At 47.4% G+C, this 13,600-nt stretch carries 9 protein-coding genes; 6 read left to right on the top strand and 3 right to left on the bottom strand.

Annotated features, from left to right (window positions below; all coding sequences use genetic code 11):
• Positions 1 to 15: 15 nt before the first annotated feature.
• Positions 16 to 705, top strand: coding sequence for an FMN-dependent NADH-azoreductase (locus GUA98_RS04095; protein ID WP_397332082.1), 690 nt, complete (start codon positions 16 to 18; stop codon positions 703 to 705).
• A gap of 110 nt (positions 706 to 815) precedes the next feature.
• Here the strand turns inward: GUA98_RS04095 and GUA98_RS04090 are convergent, their stop codons facing one another.
• Positions 816 to 1,679 (bottom strand): DUF2161 domain-containing phosphodiesterase, encoded by an 864-nt coding sequence (locus tag GUA98_RS04090; protein ID WP_193722120.1) that lies wholly within the window; start codon positions 1,677 to 1,679, stop codon positions 816 to 818.
• Between the two features lie 358 nt (positions 1,680 to 2,037).
• On the opposite strand from GUA98_RS04090, the gene GUA98_RS04085 reads away from it, so the two are divergent.
• From GUA98_RS04085 to GUA98_RS04070, 4 genes are all read left to right on the top strand, one after another.
• The gene (locus GUA98_RS04085; protein ID WP_095288253.1) at positions 2,038 to 3,933 is read left to right on the top strand and encodes a PrkA family serine protein kinase; all 1,896 of its coding nucleotides are present in this window, start codon (positions 2,038 to 2,040) and stop codon (positions 3,931 to 3,933) included.
• 245 nt (positions 3,934 to 4,178) lie between these two features.
• Positions 4,179 to 5,183, top strand: coding sequence for a globin-coupled sensor protein (locus GUA98_RS04080; protein ID WP_193722119.1), 1,005 nt, complete (start codon positions 4,179 to 4,181; stop codon positions 5,181 to 5,183).
• Positions 5,184 to 5,313: 130 nt separating this feature from the next.
• Entirely contained in the window at positions 5,314 to 6,318 is a 1,005-nt protein-coding gene (locus tag GUA98_RS04075; RefSeq protein WP_193722118.1) for a LacI family DNA-binding transcriptional regulator, read from the top strand.
• 356 nt (positions 6,319 to 6,674) lie between these two features.
• Positions 6,675 to 9,155 carry an EAL domain-containing protein gene (locus tag GUA98_RS04070; protein ID WP_193722117.1) on the top strand — a complete coding sequence of 827 codons (2,481 nt, stop codon included), beginning with the start codon at positions 6,675 to 6,677 and terminating at the stop codon, positions 9,153 to 9,155.
• A 91-nt stretch (positions 9,156 to 9,246) separates the two neighbouring features.
• Here the strand turns inward: GUA98_RS04070 and GUA98_RS04065 are convergent, their stop codons facing one another.
• On the bottom strand, positions 9,247 to 10,683 hold the full coding sequence (locus GUA98_RS04065) for a SpoVR family protein (RefSeq protein WP_153977734.1): 1,437 nt from the start codon (positions 10,681 to 10,683) through the stop codon (positions 9,247 to 9,249).
• The gene (gene yhbH / locus GUA98_RS04060; protein ID WP_095288248.1) at positions 10,680 to 11,846 is read right to left on the bottom strand and encodes a sporulation protein YhbH; all 1,167 of its coding nucleotides are present in this window, start codon (positions 11,844 to 11,846) and stop codon (positions 10,680 to 10,682) included. Before yhbH ends, GUA98_RS04065 begins: the two co-directional genes overlap by 4 nt.
• Positions 11,847 to 12,106: 260 nt before the next feature.
• Between yhbH and GUA98_RS04055 the strand changes: the two genes are divergently transcribed.
• Positions 12,107 to 13,438 carry an MFS transporter gene (locus tag GUA98_RS04055; RefSeq protein WP_193722116.1) on the top strand — a complete coding sequence of 444 codons (1,332 nt, stop codon included), beginning with the start codon at positions 12,107 to 12,109 and terminating at the stop codon, positions 13,436 to 13,438.
• Positions 13,439 to 13,600 lie beyond the last annotated feature (162 nt).

Here is a 13,600-nt window from a genome sequence, read left to right as displayed (position 1 = left end):
TTGTTTTCTTTATATATGTTGTATTCAACGCGATTTCAGGAGAAACACTCATATATTTTAATTAACGGGGGAACGAACATGTCCAACATTCTATTTGTAAAAGCAAACGACCGTCCTGCGGATCAAGCAGTCAGCGTAAAATTGTACGATGCATTTTTGAGCGCATACAAAGAATCTCACCCAGGTGACACCATCACTGAGTTGGATCTCTACAATACAGATATCCCTTACTACGGTAACACTGTAATTACAGGTGGATATAAAGCAGCTAACGGTATCGAAGCAACTGCTGAAGAGCAGCAAGCTGCTGCACTCGCAGCACAATTGCAAGATCAATTCCTGGCAGCTGACAAAGTAGTATTTGCATTCCCACTGTGGAACTTCACTGTTCCTGCACCACTGGTAAACTACATTTCCTACCTGAGCCAAGCTGGCAAAATGTTCAAATACACAGCTGAAGGCCCTGTAGGTTTGGTTGGCGACAAAAAAGTGGCATTGCTGAATGCACGTGGCGGCGTTTACTCCGTTGAGCCAATGGCATCTGCTGAAATGTCCGTAAAATATGTAACAAACGTACTGAACTTCTGGGGTATCCAAAACCCTGAGCTCGTTATCGTTGAAGGTCACAACGCTTCACCTGATCGTTCCCAAGAGATCGTGGATGCTGGCCTGAAATTGGCAACTGAAGTAGCAGCAAGCTTCTAATCGCTATGATATAGAATTATTTAGAAAGAGCCTGTCATCTCCTCCGAGATGACAGGCTCTTTTGTATGCATCATGATTGCTGAAACATTGATCTTGATTTATTTAACTGTTTATTTATTTTTGGACAATTGGCCAGAAGCTGCGTCTTGGAGTACCCGATACTGCTGAGTTGCCTCCGCAATTTTTCCTAGCTCTTCCACAATAAAATCCTCGGAGGAGTCCAGACTCCCTGGCACCATTAAATCATGCTCCAACGTATCATGGTCTTCCAGCATATGAGAATGCTCGGTCAGGGCTTGTGCCCCTTTGATCGTAAGTACGTATTTACCGCGAGACAATCGTTCGAACCACCCATAGTAATTTTTCTGCAAAATGGCTGCAGCCGATCCGACTCCGGTTTCTCTTGCGAGTACGGCAGGAGAAGCTTCACCTTGGGTTCGCAGGGCAGAGGCGACACGCAGCGCCTTCTCCCGGTATGCGGTTACCAGCTGCCTGCGGGTACTGCCGCCCGTGTTATAGTCTCCGCTGCGTTCTTCGAATTCCCTCAGCAGCCGTTGACGTCTTACCCCACCTTTACGGGAAGGAATCCGGTTTGTACGGTTCAATGCCGCAGGCTCACACAGCACATCAATGAATGGTGACTTGGTCTTATAGAACGTCACCGTAATCAGGCCAAGCCCAAGCTGGTGGCACAGTGCTGTGAGTTCGCTCCAGCGCTGGTTAACAGCCCCGCGCTTGCTCCGATTGCGCTCTACAGCCAGATAAACGAATGGACTGAGTTTTAGCCTCTGCATCCCCTGAAGCAGCAGCGAAAGATTGAAGGTTTTTTTCATCTCCACAATAAGGGGCTCGTCTTGATCAGATCTGACTCCGACGAGGTCGCAATGTCTGACTTCAGCCTTGATCAGGAATCCCTGTTTTTCAAAAAAGGCTTTGAGTGGCGAATATAACTCGGTCTCGTATTGTACTGCCATCATTCCTCCTCCTTTCCCAAGAAGTTGTCCATGGCGGGACGTTGTCCGGTTTCCTGAATTTAGAACCTTAATTATATCATAACCGTGCATTTTTTTCTGAGGGCACAAGATGTCTGATAGAACAGGGAAAAGCTGAAATTATGAATTATGAATTGAAAAAAAGAGGTCAACTTATCCGATTTGCCGCATAGGTATGTAATACACTTTTCACAACAATACAAGACGTTTGGACAGAGGGTGGCGGGACTAATCCGGACCGCAGATTGGTATTCAAGCAGGAGCTGCAATTCTATTGATTTCTTCATACCATTCGGAATGGTTGACAATCACACTAAAGGAGCCATGGGAGGTACCAAGCATGAATATTTTTGAACGCGTTGCGGAATATCGGGCAGAGAGTGACCGTTTGTCTTGGAATGGAACATTTGAAGATTATATTGCTCTGCTGAGAGAGGACCCGACTCCGGCAATGACGGCTCACGCACGAGTGTATCAGATGATTGAATCGTTTGGCGTGGAGGAAGTCGGGGGGCATAAACGGTATAAGTTTTTTGAACAGGAGATTTTTGGACTGGATCGCTCCATTGAGAAGCTGGTTGAGGAATATTTCCATTCAGCAGCACGCCGTCTGGATGTACGGAAGCGGATCTTGCTCCTTATGGGTCCGGTAAGTGGAGGGAAGTCGACACTCGTCACTTTGCTGAAGCGCGGTCTTGAACAGTTCTCGCGGACGGAAAAGGGTGCCGTTTACGCCATTGAAGGATGCCCGATGCATGAGGAACCCCTGCACTTAATCCCTCTGGAGCTTCGTCCCGAAGTGGAAAAAGAGATTGGTGTCCGTATTGAGGGCAACCTGTGCCCTTCCTGCCAAATGAGACTTCGCACCGAATATGGCGGGGATATCAGCCGCGTCAAGGTTGAACGGGTTATCATCTCCGAGGACAACCGAATAGGGATCGGGACATTCAGTCCGTCCGATCCGAAGTCCCAGGATATCGCAGATCTCACGGGCAGTATCGACTTCTCGACCATTACCGAGTTTGGTTCCGAATCCGACCCGCGTGCGTATCGTTTTGACGGGGAGTTAAACAAGGCGAATCGTGGATTGATGGAGTTCCAGGAGATGTTGAAATGTGATGAAAAGTTTCTGTGGAACCTCTTATCGCTCACGCAGGAGGGCAATTTCAAAGCAGGCCGGTTTGCCTTGATCAGTGCCGATGAGATGATCGTTGCTCATACCAATGAGTCTGAGTACAAATCGTTTATTTCGAATAAAAAGAATGAAGCCCTGCAATCCCGGATGATCGTGATGCCTATTCCATATAATCTGAAGGTCTCCGAAGAAGAGAAGATTTATGGAAAGCTCATTCAGCAAAGTGACATGAAACATGTTCATATTGCACCGCACGCGCTGCGGACTGCAGCCATTTTCTCCATACTTACCCGCCTGAAGGAAACGAAAAAACAAGGCATGGATCTCGTCAAAAAGATGCGGATGTATGATGGTGAGGAAGTGGAGGGTTACAAGGAAGCCGATCTGCGTGAAATGCAAAATGAGTATCTGGATGAGGGTATGTCCGGCATCGACCCACGTTATGTCATCAACCGGATATCCAGTGCTTTGATTAAGCAAAACCTTCAGTGCATTAACGCGTTGGATATTTTGCGGGCAATCAAGGACGGTCTGGATCAGCATGCTTCCATTACCAAAGAAGAACGCGAGCGCTACCTGAACTTTATTGCCCTGGCGCGTAAAGAATATGATGAACTGGCCAAAAAGGAAGTGCAAAAAGCATTTGTGTATTCGTTTGAAGAGTCTGCCAAAACGCTGTTCGAAAATTACCTCGATAACATCGAGGCCTTCTGCAACTGGTCCAAAATCCGTGATCCGTTAACCGATGAGGAGATGGATCCGGATGAGCGCTTAATGCGTTCGATTGAGGAGCAGATCGGCATATCCGAAAATGCGAAAAAAGCATTCCGGGAAGAGATTCTGATCCGAATTTCAGCATATTCCCGCAAAGAGCGCAAGTTTGAATACAGCAGCCACGACCGACTGCGGGAAGCGATTGAGAAGAAGCTGTTCGCAGACCTGAAAGACATCGTCAAGATTACAACTTCAACCAAAACACCAGATGCTACACAATTGAAACGGATGAACGAGGTTATCAAACGCCTAATTGAAGAACATGGATATACGGCAGCCAGCGCAAATGAATTGCTGCGTTATGTAGGCAGTCTCCTGAATCGCTAACAGGTTCAACACCATTCCGGATCAGGCTCCTGATGCCTGCTGTGAGGCTCCTTCACGGCAGGTGAAGGAGTCTTTTTGCATGAACAGTGGATGGAATTTACGAAAAAACTGACACCAGAAGTCAAATTCATGACAAATTAGTTCTAATGGTATATGTAAATTTAGGTCATTTAGTCTATAATCGGTACAGTAATTTTACAAATTGGTGTTTTTTAGTAGTTATTAAGGAGTTGACGGAACTAGTTATGAGTATTACTGCAGCAAGACAAAAGCAACTCGATTATATTGGACTCACCAGAGGGGATCTGCAATTGCTTGCCGACCACAGGCCGGTATTTCAGAAGGTTGTACATGACGTGGTGGATCACTTCTATAATCATGTCGGAGGTTATCCTGAACTCGCAGAGATGATTACACGGTTTTCTTCCATTGAACGGCTGAAAGAAACGCAGCAAATGTACTGGCTGTCCATGACGGATGGCATAGTAGATGAGGCATATATTGAACAACGTATTGCGATTGGATTGGTACATTCACGCATTGGGTTATCTGAAGATTATTATCTGGGGACATATATGGTTTATCTCGATATTGCAACAAGCATCTTTCAGCAAGTCATCCCTGATTCCTGGCATCGTGTGATTCAGGCGCTGAGCAAAATGTTTAATCTCGACGCCCAGCTTGTCCTTGAAGCTTATGAGAAGAAGGAAAAGGAAAAGCTGCACCAGCTTGCTGCAGAACAAGAGCATACTTTGACGGCCATTACGCAGATTACTCAGCAACTTACGGGAATGATCTGTGAATTGAACGAGAATGCCCAGGCTATTTCGGACGTCGCGAGAGAAACCGCTGCCTCGCAGGATCAAGCCCATGAATTGCTGGAGGCCTTAACAGATGAGATCCATCAGATCGGCAAGATGGGAGAACTCATTCGTGAAATTTCGGAGCAAAGTCATCTGGTCGGCTTGAATGCAGCCATTGAAGCTGCACATGCAGGTGAATTTGGCCGGGGGTTCGAGGTTGTTGCAAGTGAAGTCCGGAAGCTTGCCGCCAATTCCCGTGAGGCGCAGGGAAAGATCCAGGCCAATCTTGAACAGATTATGAGGAAGCTTGGAAGTGTACAGCAAGAGTCGCAGCACACATCTCAAGGAGCGAGACGCCAAGCTTCACGTTCGGAGGAACTTGCGGTATTTGCAACCACGATGGAAAAACTCGCACTGGATCTGAGAAAACTGGACAGGCAAGAATAGGCTGTTAGCAACCCAAGATCCTGCGATACCGTTTCTGGCTGTTTTAAGCTATAATGGGTAGACAAACCTGCCGAATGTCATAGTAAATGCAGCCGGAGACAGGGGATTTGAAAGAGGTTGAGGTGATCAGGTGGCTTCTATCCATGATGTGGCCAAAGAAGCGGGCGTATCTGTTGCAACCGTTTCCAAAGTGCTGAACGATTATCCCGATGTAAGTGACAAAACTCGCAAAAAAGTCAATATAGCCATTGAACTATTGAAATATCAACCGAATGTAGTGGCACGCGGACTTGTAAAACGCCGTTCATGGACGGTAGGGGTGCTGCTCACAGTTCCTTTTACCAATCCATTTGTTTCGGAATTGCTGGAAGGGATCAAGACAGCACTGGAGAATAGCGGTTATGATCTGGTCCGTTTGTCCACACGGTTCGACGATCCGGGATACTCGTTTATCAAACATTGCCGCAGCCGAAATGTGGATGGCGTTGTTGTGTTCGGAGAAGGAAGAGACAACAAAAGTATCGAGGAATTGGTTCAAGCCGAGATTCCGACCATGTTTATTGACACGGATTTGTTTGGCAAACGTGCCGGATATATTACTACGGATAACTCCAATGCGATTGCAATGAGTGTTAAGCATCTGCATGAGTTGGGTCATCGCAAGATTGCCTATATCTCGGGTACACTTGGCCCCGCCGTAGCCAATCTTCGGTTGGAAGGCTACCGTGAAGGATTACGTGAGTGCGGTATTCCGTATTCAACCGTGTATCTGGAAGTATGTGATTACTCCTTTGAAGAGGGGGGTAAGGCTGCACGGCGATTGCTGGCATTGAAGGATCAACCAACAGGGATCGTCTGCGCTTCAGACATGGCCGCATTCGGTGCGATTCATGAGATTGAGAAACACGGTCTAAGCGTACCTGAAGACATTTCAGTCGTTGGCTTTGACAATACGTATTACGCTCAGGTATTTAAGCCGGGGTTAACCACGATTAATCAAAACATCTATTCGATCGGCATCAAGTCGATTGAGTATCTGATTGCAATGATTGAAAATCCCGATTATTCACCGCCGGTAATTACGGAGCCTTCCAATCTGGTTGTCCGGCAGACCACTGCACCTGCAAAAGGGTAACACTCCACGAATTAAGCACAGCTGATGGCTGTGCTTATTGGGCATGTAAAACGAGAGCAGAATACATAGATGCCGTAAGGAATCTTCATGTTAAAATCGCTTCATTTTTTAAAGTTTAACAACGTATATTCATGTTCCTTAATACTGGAAATAAGTGTTGATTTTCGTCACTAGGACGTTTAGACTATATACATCACTATTAACGGGTTTCTGATGTATGGCTGCTGTGCTGTGGAAGCTGGTGGTCACGAGTCTAAATGAAACGAAGGGAGTGCCTGTCACCCGGACAGTGCACTGCCTTCTTTTTTACATTATGCCTACATACAAGATACTTCCCGGTTGAAAGGAAAGACAGAGTGGAACATCTACATGGAACGTATAACTTGGAACTGGTTGTTTTATCTTACATTATTGCTGCTCTAGCATCATATGCTGCACTTGACCTTGCTGGCCGGGTAAGCTTGGCGAAAGGAATATCCAGAAGGGTATGGCTTGCCAGCGGTGCCATGTCCATGGGACTTGGCATCTGGTCCATGCATTTTGTGGGCATGCTGGCTTTTGTTCTTCCCATGCATGTCTCCTATTCCATGGACAAAGTTGTTCTGTCCGTTCTGCTCGCAGTTGCTGCATCAGGGATTGCGTTACACATTGCAGGCCGGAAATCGGGCAATGTGCGCCAGATTGTTGCTGCCGGTCTGCTCATGACTGCTGGTATCACCAGTATGCATTATGTGGGTATGGCTGCCATGTCGGTTCCAATCAGTTATGAGGCAGATATCGTGCTTGCTTCTGTACTCATCGCAGCAGGTGCCTCCTTTGCAGCACTATGGCTTATGTTTTATTTGAGCCAGCACCGGACACGGTTCACTTGGGTTTACAAATTGGGCAGTGGGCTCATTATGGGGCTGGGAATCACAGGTATGCATTACACAGGGATGTCCGCTGCGCAATTTCATCAGCATTCGCATGCCCAGATGGTAAATTCCATGATGCAGATTGAACCGGGGCTACTGGCATACCTGGTTGCAGCAGGTACGTTCCTTACCCTTGGACTGACACTCTTTGGCATATATATCAATCAACGAATGTCCATAAAGGATCAACGAATTCGTGAAAATGAGCAGTGGTATCAAGCTCTGTATGAGAACCATTCAGACGCCATTATATCGGTAAACAATGAGGGAATTGTCAAAGGATTAAATGCTGCAGTTACGCGGATTACTGGATATCCGGAGCGATTAGTCATTCATCGCTCTCTGGATGAAATATCGAAGCATATTGATATCCACTGGAGTTCCGATGAGCTTCAAAGTGTGGATTTATCGGGTGCAAGCCTTGAACAGCGTTATTATACGGCAAGTATGAAAGGGATGGATGGGCAGCATCTGGATTTAAGCATTAGCGTTGTACCTGTTTTGATCGAAGGTACCGATGTTGGCAGCCATATTCTAATCAAGGATATTACCGAGGAGAAGCAGGCTCAGGAGATGATTCGTCATCAGGCCACACATGATCCGCTTACTGGCCTGCCGAACAGACGTAAACTGGATGAGGTGCTGGCTGAAACAATTGCAGCTTCCGAAATATCCAATCATGCGTTTGCCGTGATGGTGATGGATATTGACCGTTTCAAAATGATCAATGATTCGCTGGGCCATTCCATTGGAGATGTTTTTCTTAGGGAAGTCAGCGACCGAATTCTTAAGGCAATCCGTGCATCCGATCCTAAAGGGATGGGTAACGTGATGCTGGCCCGAATGGGTGGTGACGAATTCACACTGGTCGTCATGAATGAACAGGGGAATGAGGAGCGTGTAACGAGCCTGGCGGAACAAATTGTTGAAGCCATCCAATTGCCGTACCGGTTAAAAGAGAATGATTTTTACGTTACAGCAAGTATCGGTATTGCCATGTACCCGGAGCATGGAACGGAAGTGGATACCCTGTTGAAGCATGCGGACACAGCCATGTATGAAGTCAAAAAAAATGGCAAAAACGGATTTCAGTTTTATACTACACAACTTGATTCGGAATTGTATGAGCGTATTGAGCTGGAGGGATACCTGCGCAAAGCGCTCGAACGCAATGAATTGCTCCTGTATTACCAGCCGCAGATTCGCACAGCAGATAGCCGGATGATCGGTGTGGAAGCCCTGATTCGCTGGAAGCATCCACACAAGGGGATTTTGTCACCAAACGTGTTCATTCCCATTGCAGAGGAAACGGGTATCATTTATGACATTGGGAACTGGACGCTGCGGGAAGCTTGCAGGCAGATGAAAGAATGGCATGCTAGCGGCGGTCCGTTGATTCCGGTATCGGTAAACCTGTCCAGCCAGCAATTTCATCAGTCCAACCTCGTGGAGCAGGTTCAGCTTGCTCTGGAGGAAACAGGGCTGGAAGCTCGCTACCTGGAACTTGAAATTACGGAAAGCATGATGATGGATGCTTCAGTCTCAACGGGCATACTGAATCAGCTTACTTCCCTCGGAGTCAAGATAAGCCTGGATGATTTCGGTACAGGATACAGCTCGCTGAGTTACCTGAAGCATTTTCCGATTCATAAGCTGAAGATTGACCGTTCGTTTGTTACAGACATCACCGAGAATCAGAGTGACCAGGCCATTGTAGCGACGATTATCACCATGGCACAGAATCTGAAGATGGACGTTATTGCCGAAGGCATTGAGACCAAAGGACAACTCGATATCCTGATGCAGAATGACTGCCGGGAAATTCAGGGATACTACTTCAGCCGTCCTCTGCCAGCAAGTGAAGTGGAGCATGATTTCTTTGTTCCGCTGCGCCTGCCGGGAAATCCCATCGTTCTTGGATAAGTAAATTTGTTCAGACATGCCAAGCGGCAAGTCCCCGCCATCTGCCAGGGACTTGCCGCTTTTTTTGGGTACGCATTTATATAGAAGAAACTTACATAAATTTCCTATGGTGCTTCTTGCCGTCATAGGTAAACCAGATCGGTTTATCCTCAACCCGGGTTTCCAGATGGACCGTTCGCCCCCAGAGCCGGTACAGATAAGGGAGGGTGCGCTCCATATACTTCAGGTCCAGCTCAATCCCTTCATACTGATGCTTCAGCACAAGTTCACCAGTCCGCAGGTAATCGGCATCCTGAACGACCAGATACGGAGAGCCTCCGTTAATACGAGAGAATACAAGTTGATCGCGTATGTTTTCCCAGGACTTGTCGGTGATTTTCCAGTCCGGGCCTTTTTTCTCGAATACATAGAGATCCAGATCTTCAGTCAGCTGCTTCGTCATGTAATTTCGGATGAAGGAGGTGTCGGAATCGAATTCGCGAACCTCAAACATTTTGGCACGGCCCTGACCGGGTTTGCGGCCAAAGCGCTCCTGCTCTTCCCTGGAGGGGTGATCCCAGCGGCGTTCAATATCTTCAAAGATTTTCAGCCCCAGATAATACGGATTCAAACTTTGTTTGGAGGGCTGAACCACGGAAGAATTCAGCTTGGCAAATTCGATCGTGTCTTCACTACTCAGGTCGAGCTCGCGTACAATGCGTTGATGCCAGTAGGAAGCCCAGCCTTCGTTCATGATCTTGGTTTCCATCTGAGGCCAGAAGTACAGCATCTCTTCACGCATCATACTCATGATATCCCGCTGCCAATCCGTCAGCACTTCCGAGAACTCCTGAATAAACCACATGATGTCCTTTTCCGGCTCGGGCGGGAAGTGATGAACCTGAATTCCTTCGGATGGGGCTTCCTCTTTCTGCATATCATCAAGCGACCATAAGTCGTCATATCGTCCTTCTGGACGTGGGGCCTTTTCACCACGCTGCTCCCGCATTTTCATCTCCATATAACGTTGTTTGTCCAAATGACGGGGTTTGATGAGTTGAGGATCTACATGTTCCTGAATGGCGATCACGGCATCGATGAATGACTCAACAGCTTCGGTTCCGTACTCCATTTCGTAGTTGCTGATCCGGTCCGCCGTGGCGGCCATGCTTTCGACCATATTGCGGTTCGATTTGGAGAAACGGGCATTGTTTTTGAAGAAATCACAGTGTGCGAGCACGTGGGCCACGATCAATTTGTTCTGAATCAGGGAATTGCCATCCAGCAGGAAGGCATAGCAAGGGTTGGAGTTAATGACAAGCTCATAAATTTTACTGAGGCCAAAATCATACTGCATCTTCATTTTGTGAAAGGTTTTCCCAAAGCTCCAGTGACTGAACCGGGTTGGCATCCCGTAGGCTCCGAAGGTATAGATGATGTCTGACGGGCAGATCTCATAACGCATCGGATAATAATCCAGGCCGAATCCATCGGCAATCTCCATAATCTCGGCAATGGCGTATTCTAGGTCGCGGATTTCATCTGTCATCTTACGCTGCCTCCTTCCCGTTTCTGGAAAAAGCTGCGCAAAGCTTTGTACACTTCGCCTTTTTCTTTGATCACATAGTACATAAACTGATCCATCTTAATATGTCGATAAGCCGACATTAATGTACTGCTGCGGTTATATTGATTGACCTCTCCATATCCAAACATGTTGCTGCGCTTCATTAGCTCACCAATCAGTTTCACGCAGCGTTCGTTATCCGAGGTGAGGTTATCCCCATCTGAGAAATGAAACGGATAGATGTTGTAGCTGGAAGGAGGGTAACGCCGATCGATAATATCAAGAGCCTTCATATATACAGAGGAGCAGATCGTTCCTCCGCTCTCGCCGCGTGTGAAAAATTCTTCTTCCGTTACTTCTTTGGCTTCGGTGTGATGGGCCAGAAATACAATTTCAACCTTCTCGTACTGGCGGCGAAGAAAACGGGTCATCCAGAAGAAGAAGCTGCGAGCGCAGTACTTTTCAAAAGAACCCATGGACCCGGAAGTATCCATCATGGCAATGATGACGGCGTTGGACTGCGGAATAATTTTGTCTTCCCATGTCTTGTAACGCAGATCATCCGGACTGATATGATGAATACCCGGATTCCCGGTTGTGGCATTGCGCCGGAGGTTTTCAAGAATGGTCCGTTTCTTGTCAATGTTGGACTGCATGCCTTTTTTGCGGATATCATTGAATACCACGGTATGTGTTTCAATCTGATCCTTGTCTTTCTGCTTCAGATCCGGAAGCTCAAGTTCAGAGAACAGCATATCTTCCAATTCTTCGATGCTGACTTCGGCTTCTACGATATCATGACCAGGCTGATCTCCGGCTTTTTCGCCTTTGCCCGGTTTTTGTGAGGCAGGATCACGACCGATGACATCTCCGACCTGACTGTCACCGTCGCCTTGACCGACATGTTTTTGCTTTTGGTAGTTATACACAAAACGGTACTCATCCAGACTGCGGATCGGTACCTTGATGATTTGTTGTCCATCGGACATGATAATGTTTTCTTCCGTAATCAGATCCGGCAGATTTTGCTTAATGACATCCTTAACCTTTTGCTGATGGCGCTGCTGGTCCTGGTACCCTTTGCGGTGAAGCGACCAATCTTCCCGGGATACGACGAACGAGTAAGGCTGGTGTGAATTTGACATGTAGGCACCCCCCATTGATTACGCGGCACAGTTTGGCCTGTCGGTAATTAAGTATATTCACCGGCGGTGACGATATGTGATGCGAGTGGAGATAAAATGATACAATTTACGCGACCGCAATTTGGAACACCGCTCAAAATGCCTGATGCAGCTCGAACTTTTTACAGAAACGATGAACAAGTATGACAAACTTCCTTTAAAATAGGGACAGGCATTGAATTGGCATTCTCTCAGGAATGCATGAAAAGGAAGGATTCTACTTGGATAAACGGGCCGTTAAAGCTTGGATTATGTACGACTGGGCCAATTCTGCATACGCGACCACAGTACTGGCCGCCGTTCTTCCGGTCTTCTATGCTTCGGTAGCTGCGGCAACACTGGATGAAGGCACAGCAGCATCATATCTGGCCTATACGCACTCGATCGGGATGTTATGTGTGGCCTTGTTAACCCCGCTGCTGGGAGCGTTGTCGGATCTGTCTGGCCGCAAAGGGGATTTTCTACGCGTCTTTGCTATCACGGGCATGATTGCAACACTTGGCTTCAGTACGGTTGGAGAAGGGGACTGGCTGCTGGCCTCCGCCTTGCTTGTGATCTCGACCATTGGATTTGCTGGCGGGAATACTTTCTATGATGCAATGCTGCCTGATCTGGTGTCTGCGGAACGCAGGGATATGATTTCATCCAAAGGGTATGCGTATGGTTACATTGGCGGTGGATTACTGCTGGCAGTCAACATGCTCATGATTCAGCAGCCTGGTTGGTTCGGGATGGGAAGTACGCTGGCAGGTACCCGACTTGCCTTTATCTCTGTAGCGCTCTGGTGGCTGTTATTCTCCATTCCGCTATTTCGTCATGCTCCCCGCCGCCCTGCGGCACCGGATATGCCTGGATCGTGGAAGGGGTACGCAGAAGTAGGAATACGAAGATTGCGCCAAACCTTTCGCCAAATGCTTCGTTTTCCCCAGCTGATTCGAATGCTGGTGGCTTTTTGGTTTTTTAATGACGGGATCAATACGATCATTCTAATGGCGACGATCTATGGCACAAGTATTGGCATCGGGACAGCGGATCTGATGCTTGCGCTGCTGCTCACCCAATTTATCGGTTTCCCATGCACCTTGCTGCTTGGCGCATGGGCACAGCGATGGGGAGCGAAGCAGATATTGATGTTGAGTCTGTCCATCTATGTGTTTATTGTCATCCTGGGATATTTCATGACAGAAGCCATCCATTTCTACTTGCTTGCCGGTCTCGTTGGTGTAGTGCAAGGTATCAGTCAATCGACTGCCCGTTCATTGTTTAGCAACCTGATGCCCTCAGGCAGAACAGGGGAGTATTTTGGCTTTGTTAACATCACCGGCAAATTTTCATCCATTTTTGGTCCGTTTGTTTTTGGCTGGGTGGGCCAGATTACAGGTTCAAGCAGGTGGGGCATTCTTTCCCTGCTCTTTTTCTTCCTTGCAGGCATGGCTGTTCTAATGACAGTTAAGGTGAAGCAAGGCATGAACGACGCACTTGAGGCAGATCGGGAAGACAACCGTATTTTGGAATCCATTGCCCCTTCTCCTGGAGTGAACGCTAAGGCATAGTGGATCAATAAAACAGAACCTTTTTTTGAAAAGAAATAATAAAAAAATAGCTGCTCCGGAACTGTTTATCAGAAACAGATTCGGAGTTTTTTCATGTTTGTGCACAGTCATATTTCGTAGGGACAGTGGAATAAGTATGGAGTGCTGGGTTGTCGGTGGAGG

It is taken from the genome of Paenibacillus sp. P13VS, from assembly GCF_015143645.1.
GTDB lineage: Bacteria > Bacillota > Bacilli > Paenibacillales > Paenibacillaceae > Paenibacillus > Paenibacillus xylanilyticus_A.
Note: the sequence above shows the minus strand (reverse complement) of the source record. Positions and strands in the feature narration are given on the sequence as shown.

Coding starts and splice junctions, on each gene's coding strand:
- GUA98_RS04095 (WP_397332082.1), top strand. CDS start 16: ATGTTGTATTCAACGCGATTTCAGGAGAAACACTCATATATTTTAATT.
- GUA98_RS04090 (WP_193722120.1), bottom strand. CDS start 1,679: ATGGCAGTACAATACGAGACCGAGTTATATTCGCCACTCAAAGCCTTT.
- GUA98_RS04085 (WP_095288253.1), top strand. CDS start 2,038: ATGAATATTTTTGAACGCGTTGCGGAATATCGGGCAGAGAGTGACCGT.
- GUA98_RS04080 (WP_193722119.1), top strand. CDS start 4,179: ATGAGTATTACTGCAGCAAGACAAAAGCAACTCGATTATATTGGACTC.
- GUA98_RS04065 (WP_153977734.1), bottom strand. CDS start 10,683: ATGACAGATGAAATCCGCGACCTAGAATACGCCATTGCCGAGATTATG.
- yhbH (WP_095288248.1), bottom strand. CDS start 11,846: ATGTCAAATTCACACCAGCCTTACTCGTTCGTCGTATCCCGGGAAGAT.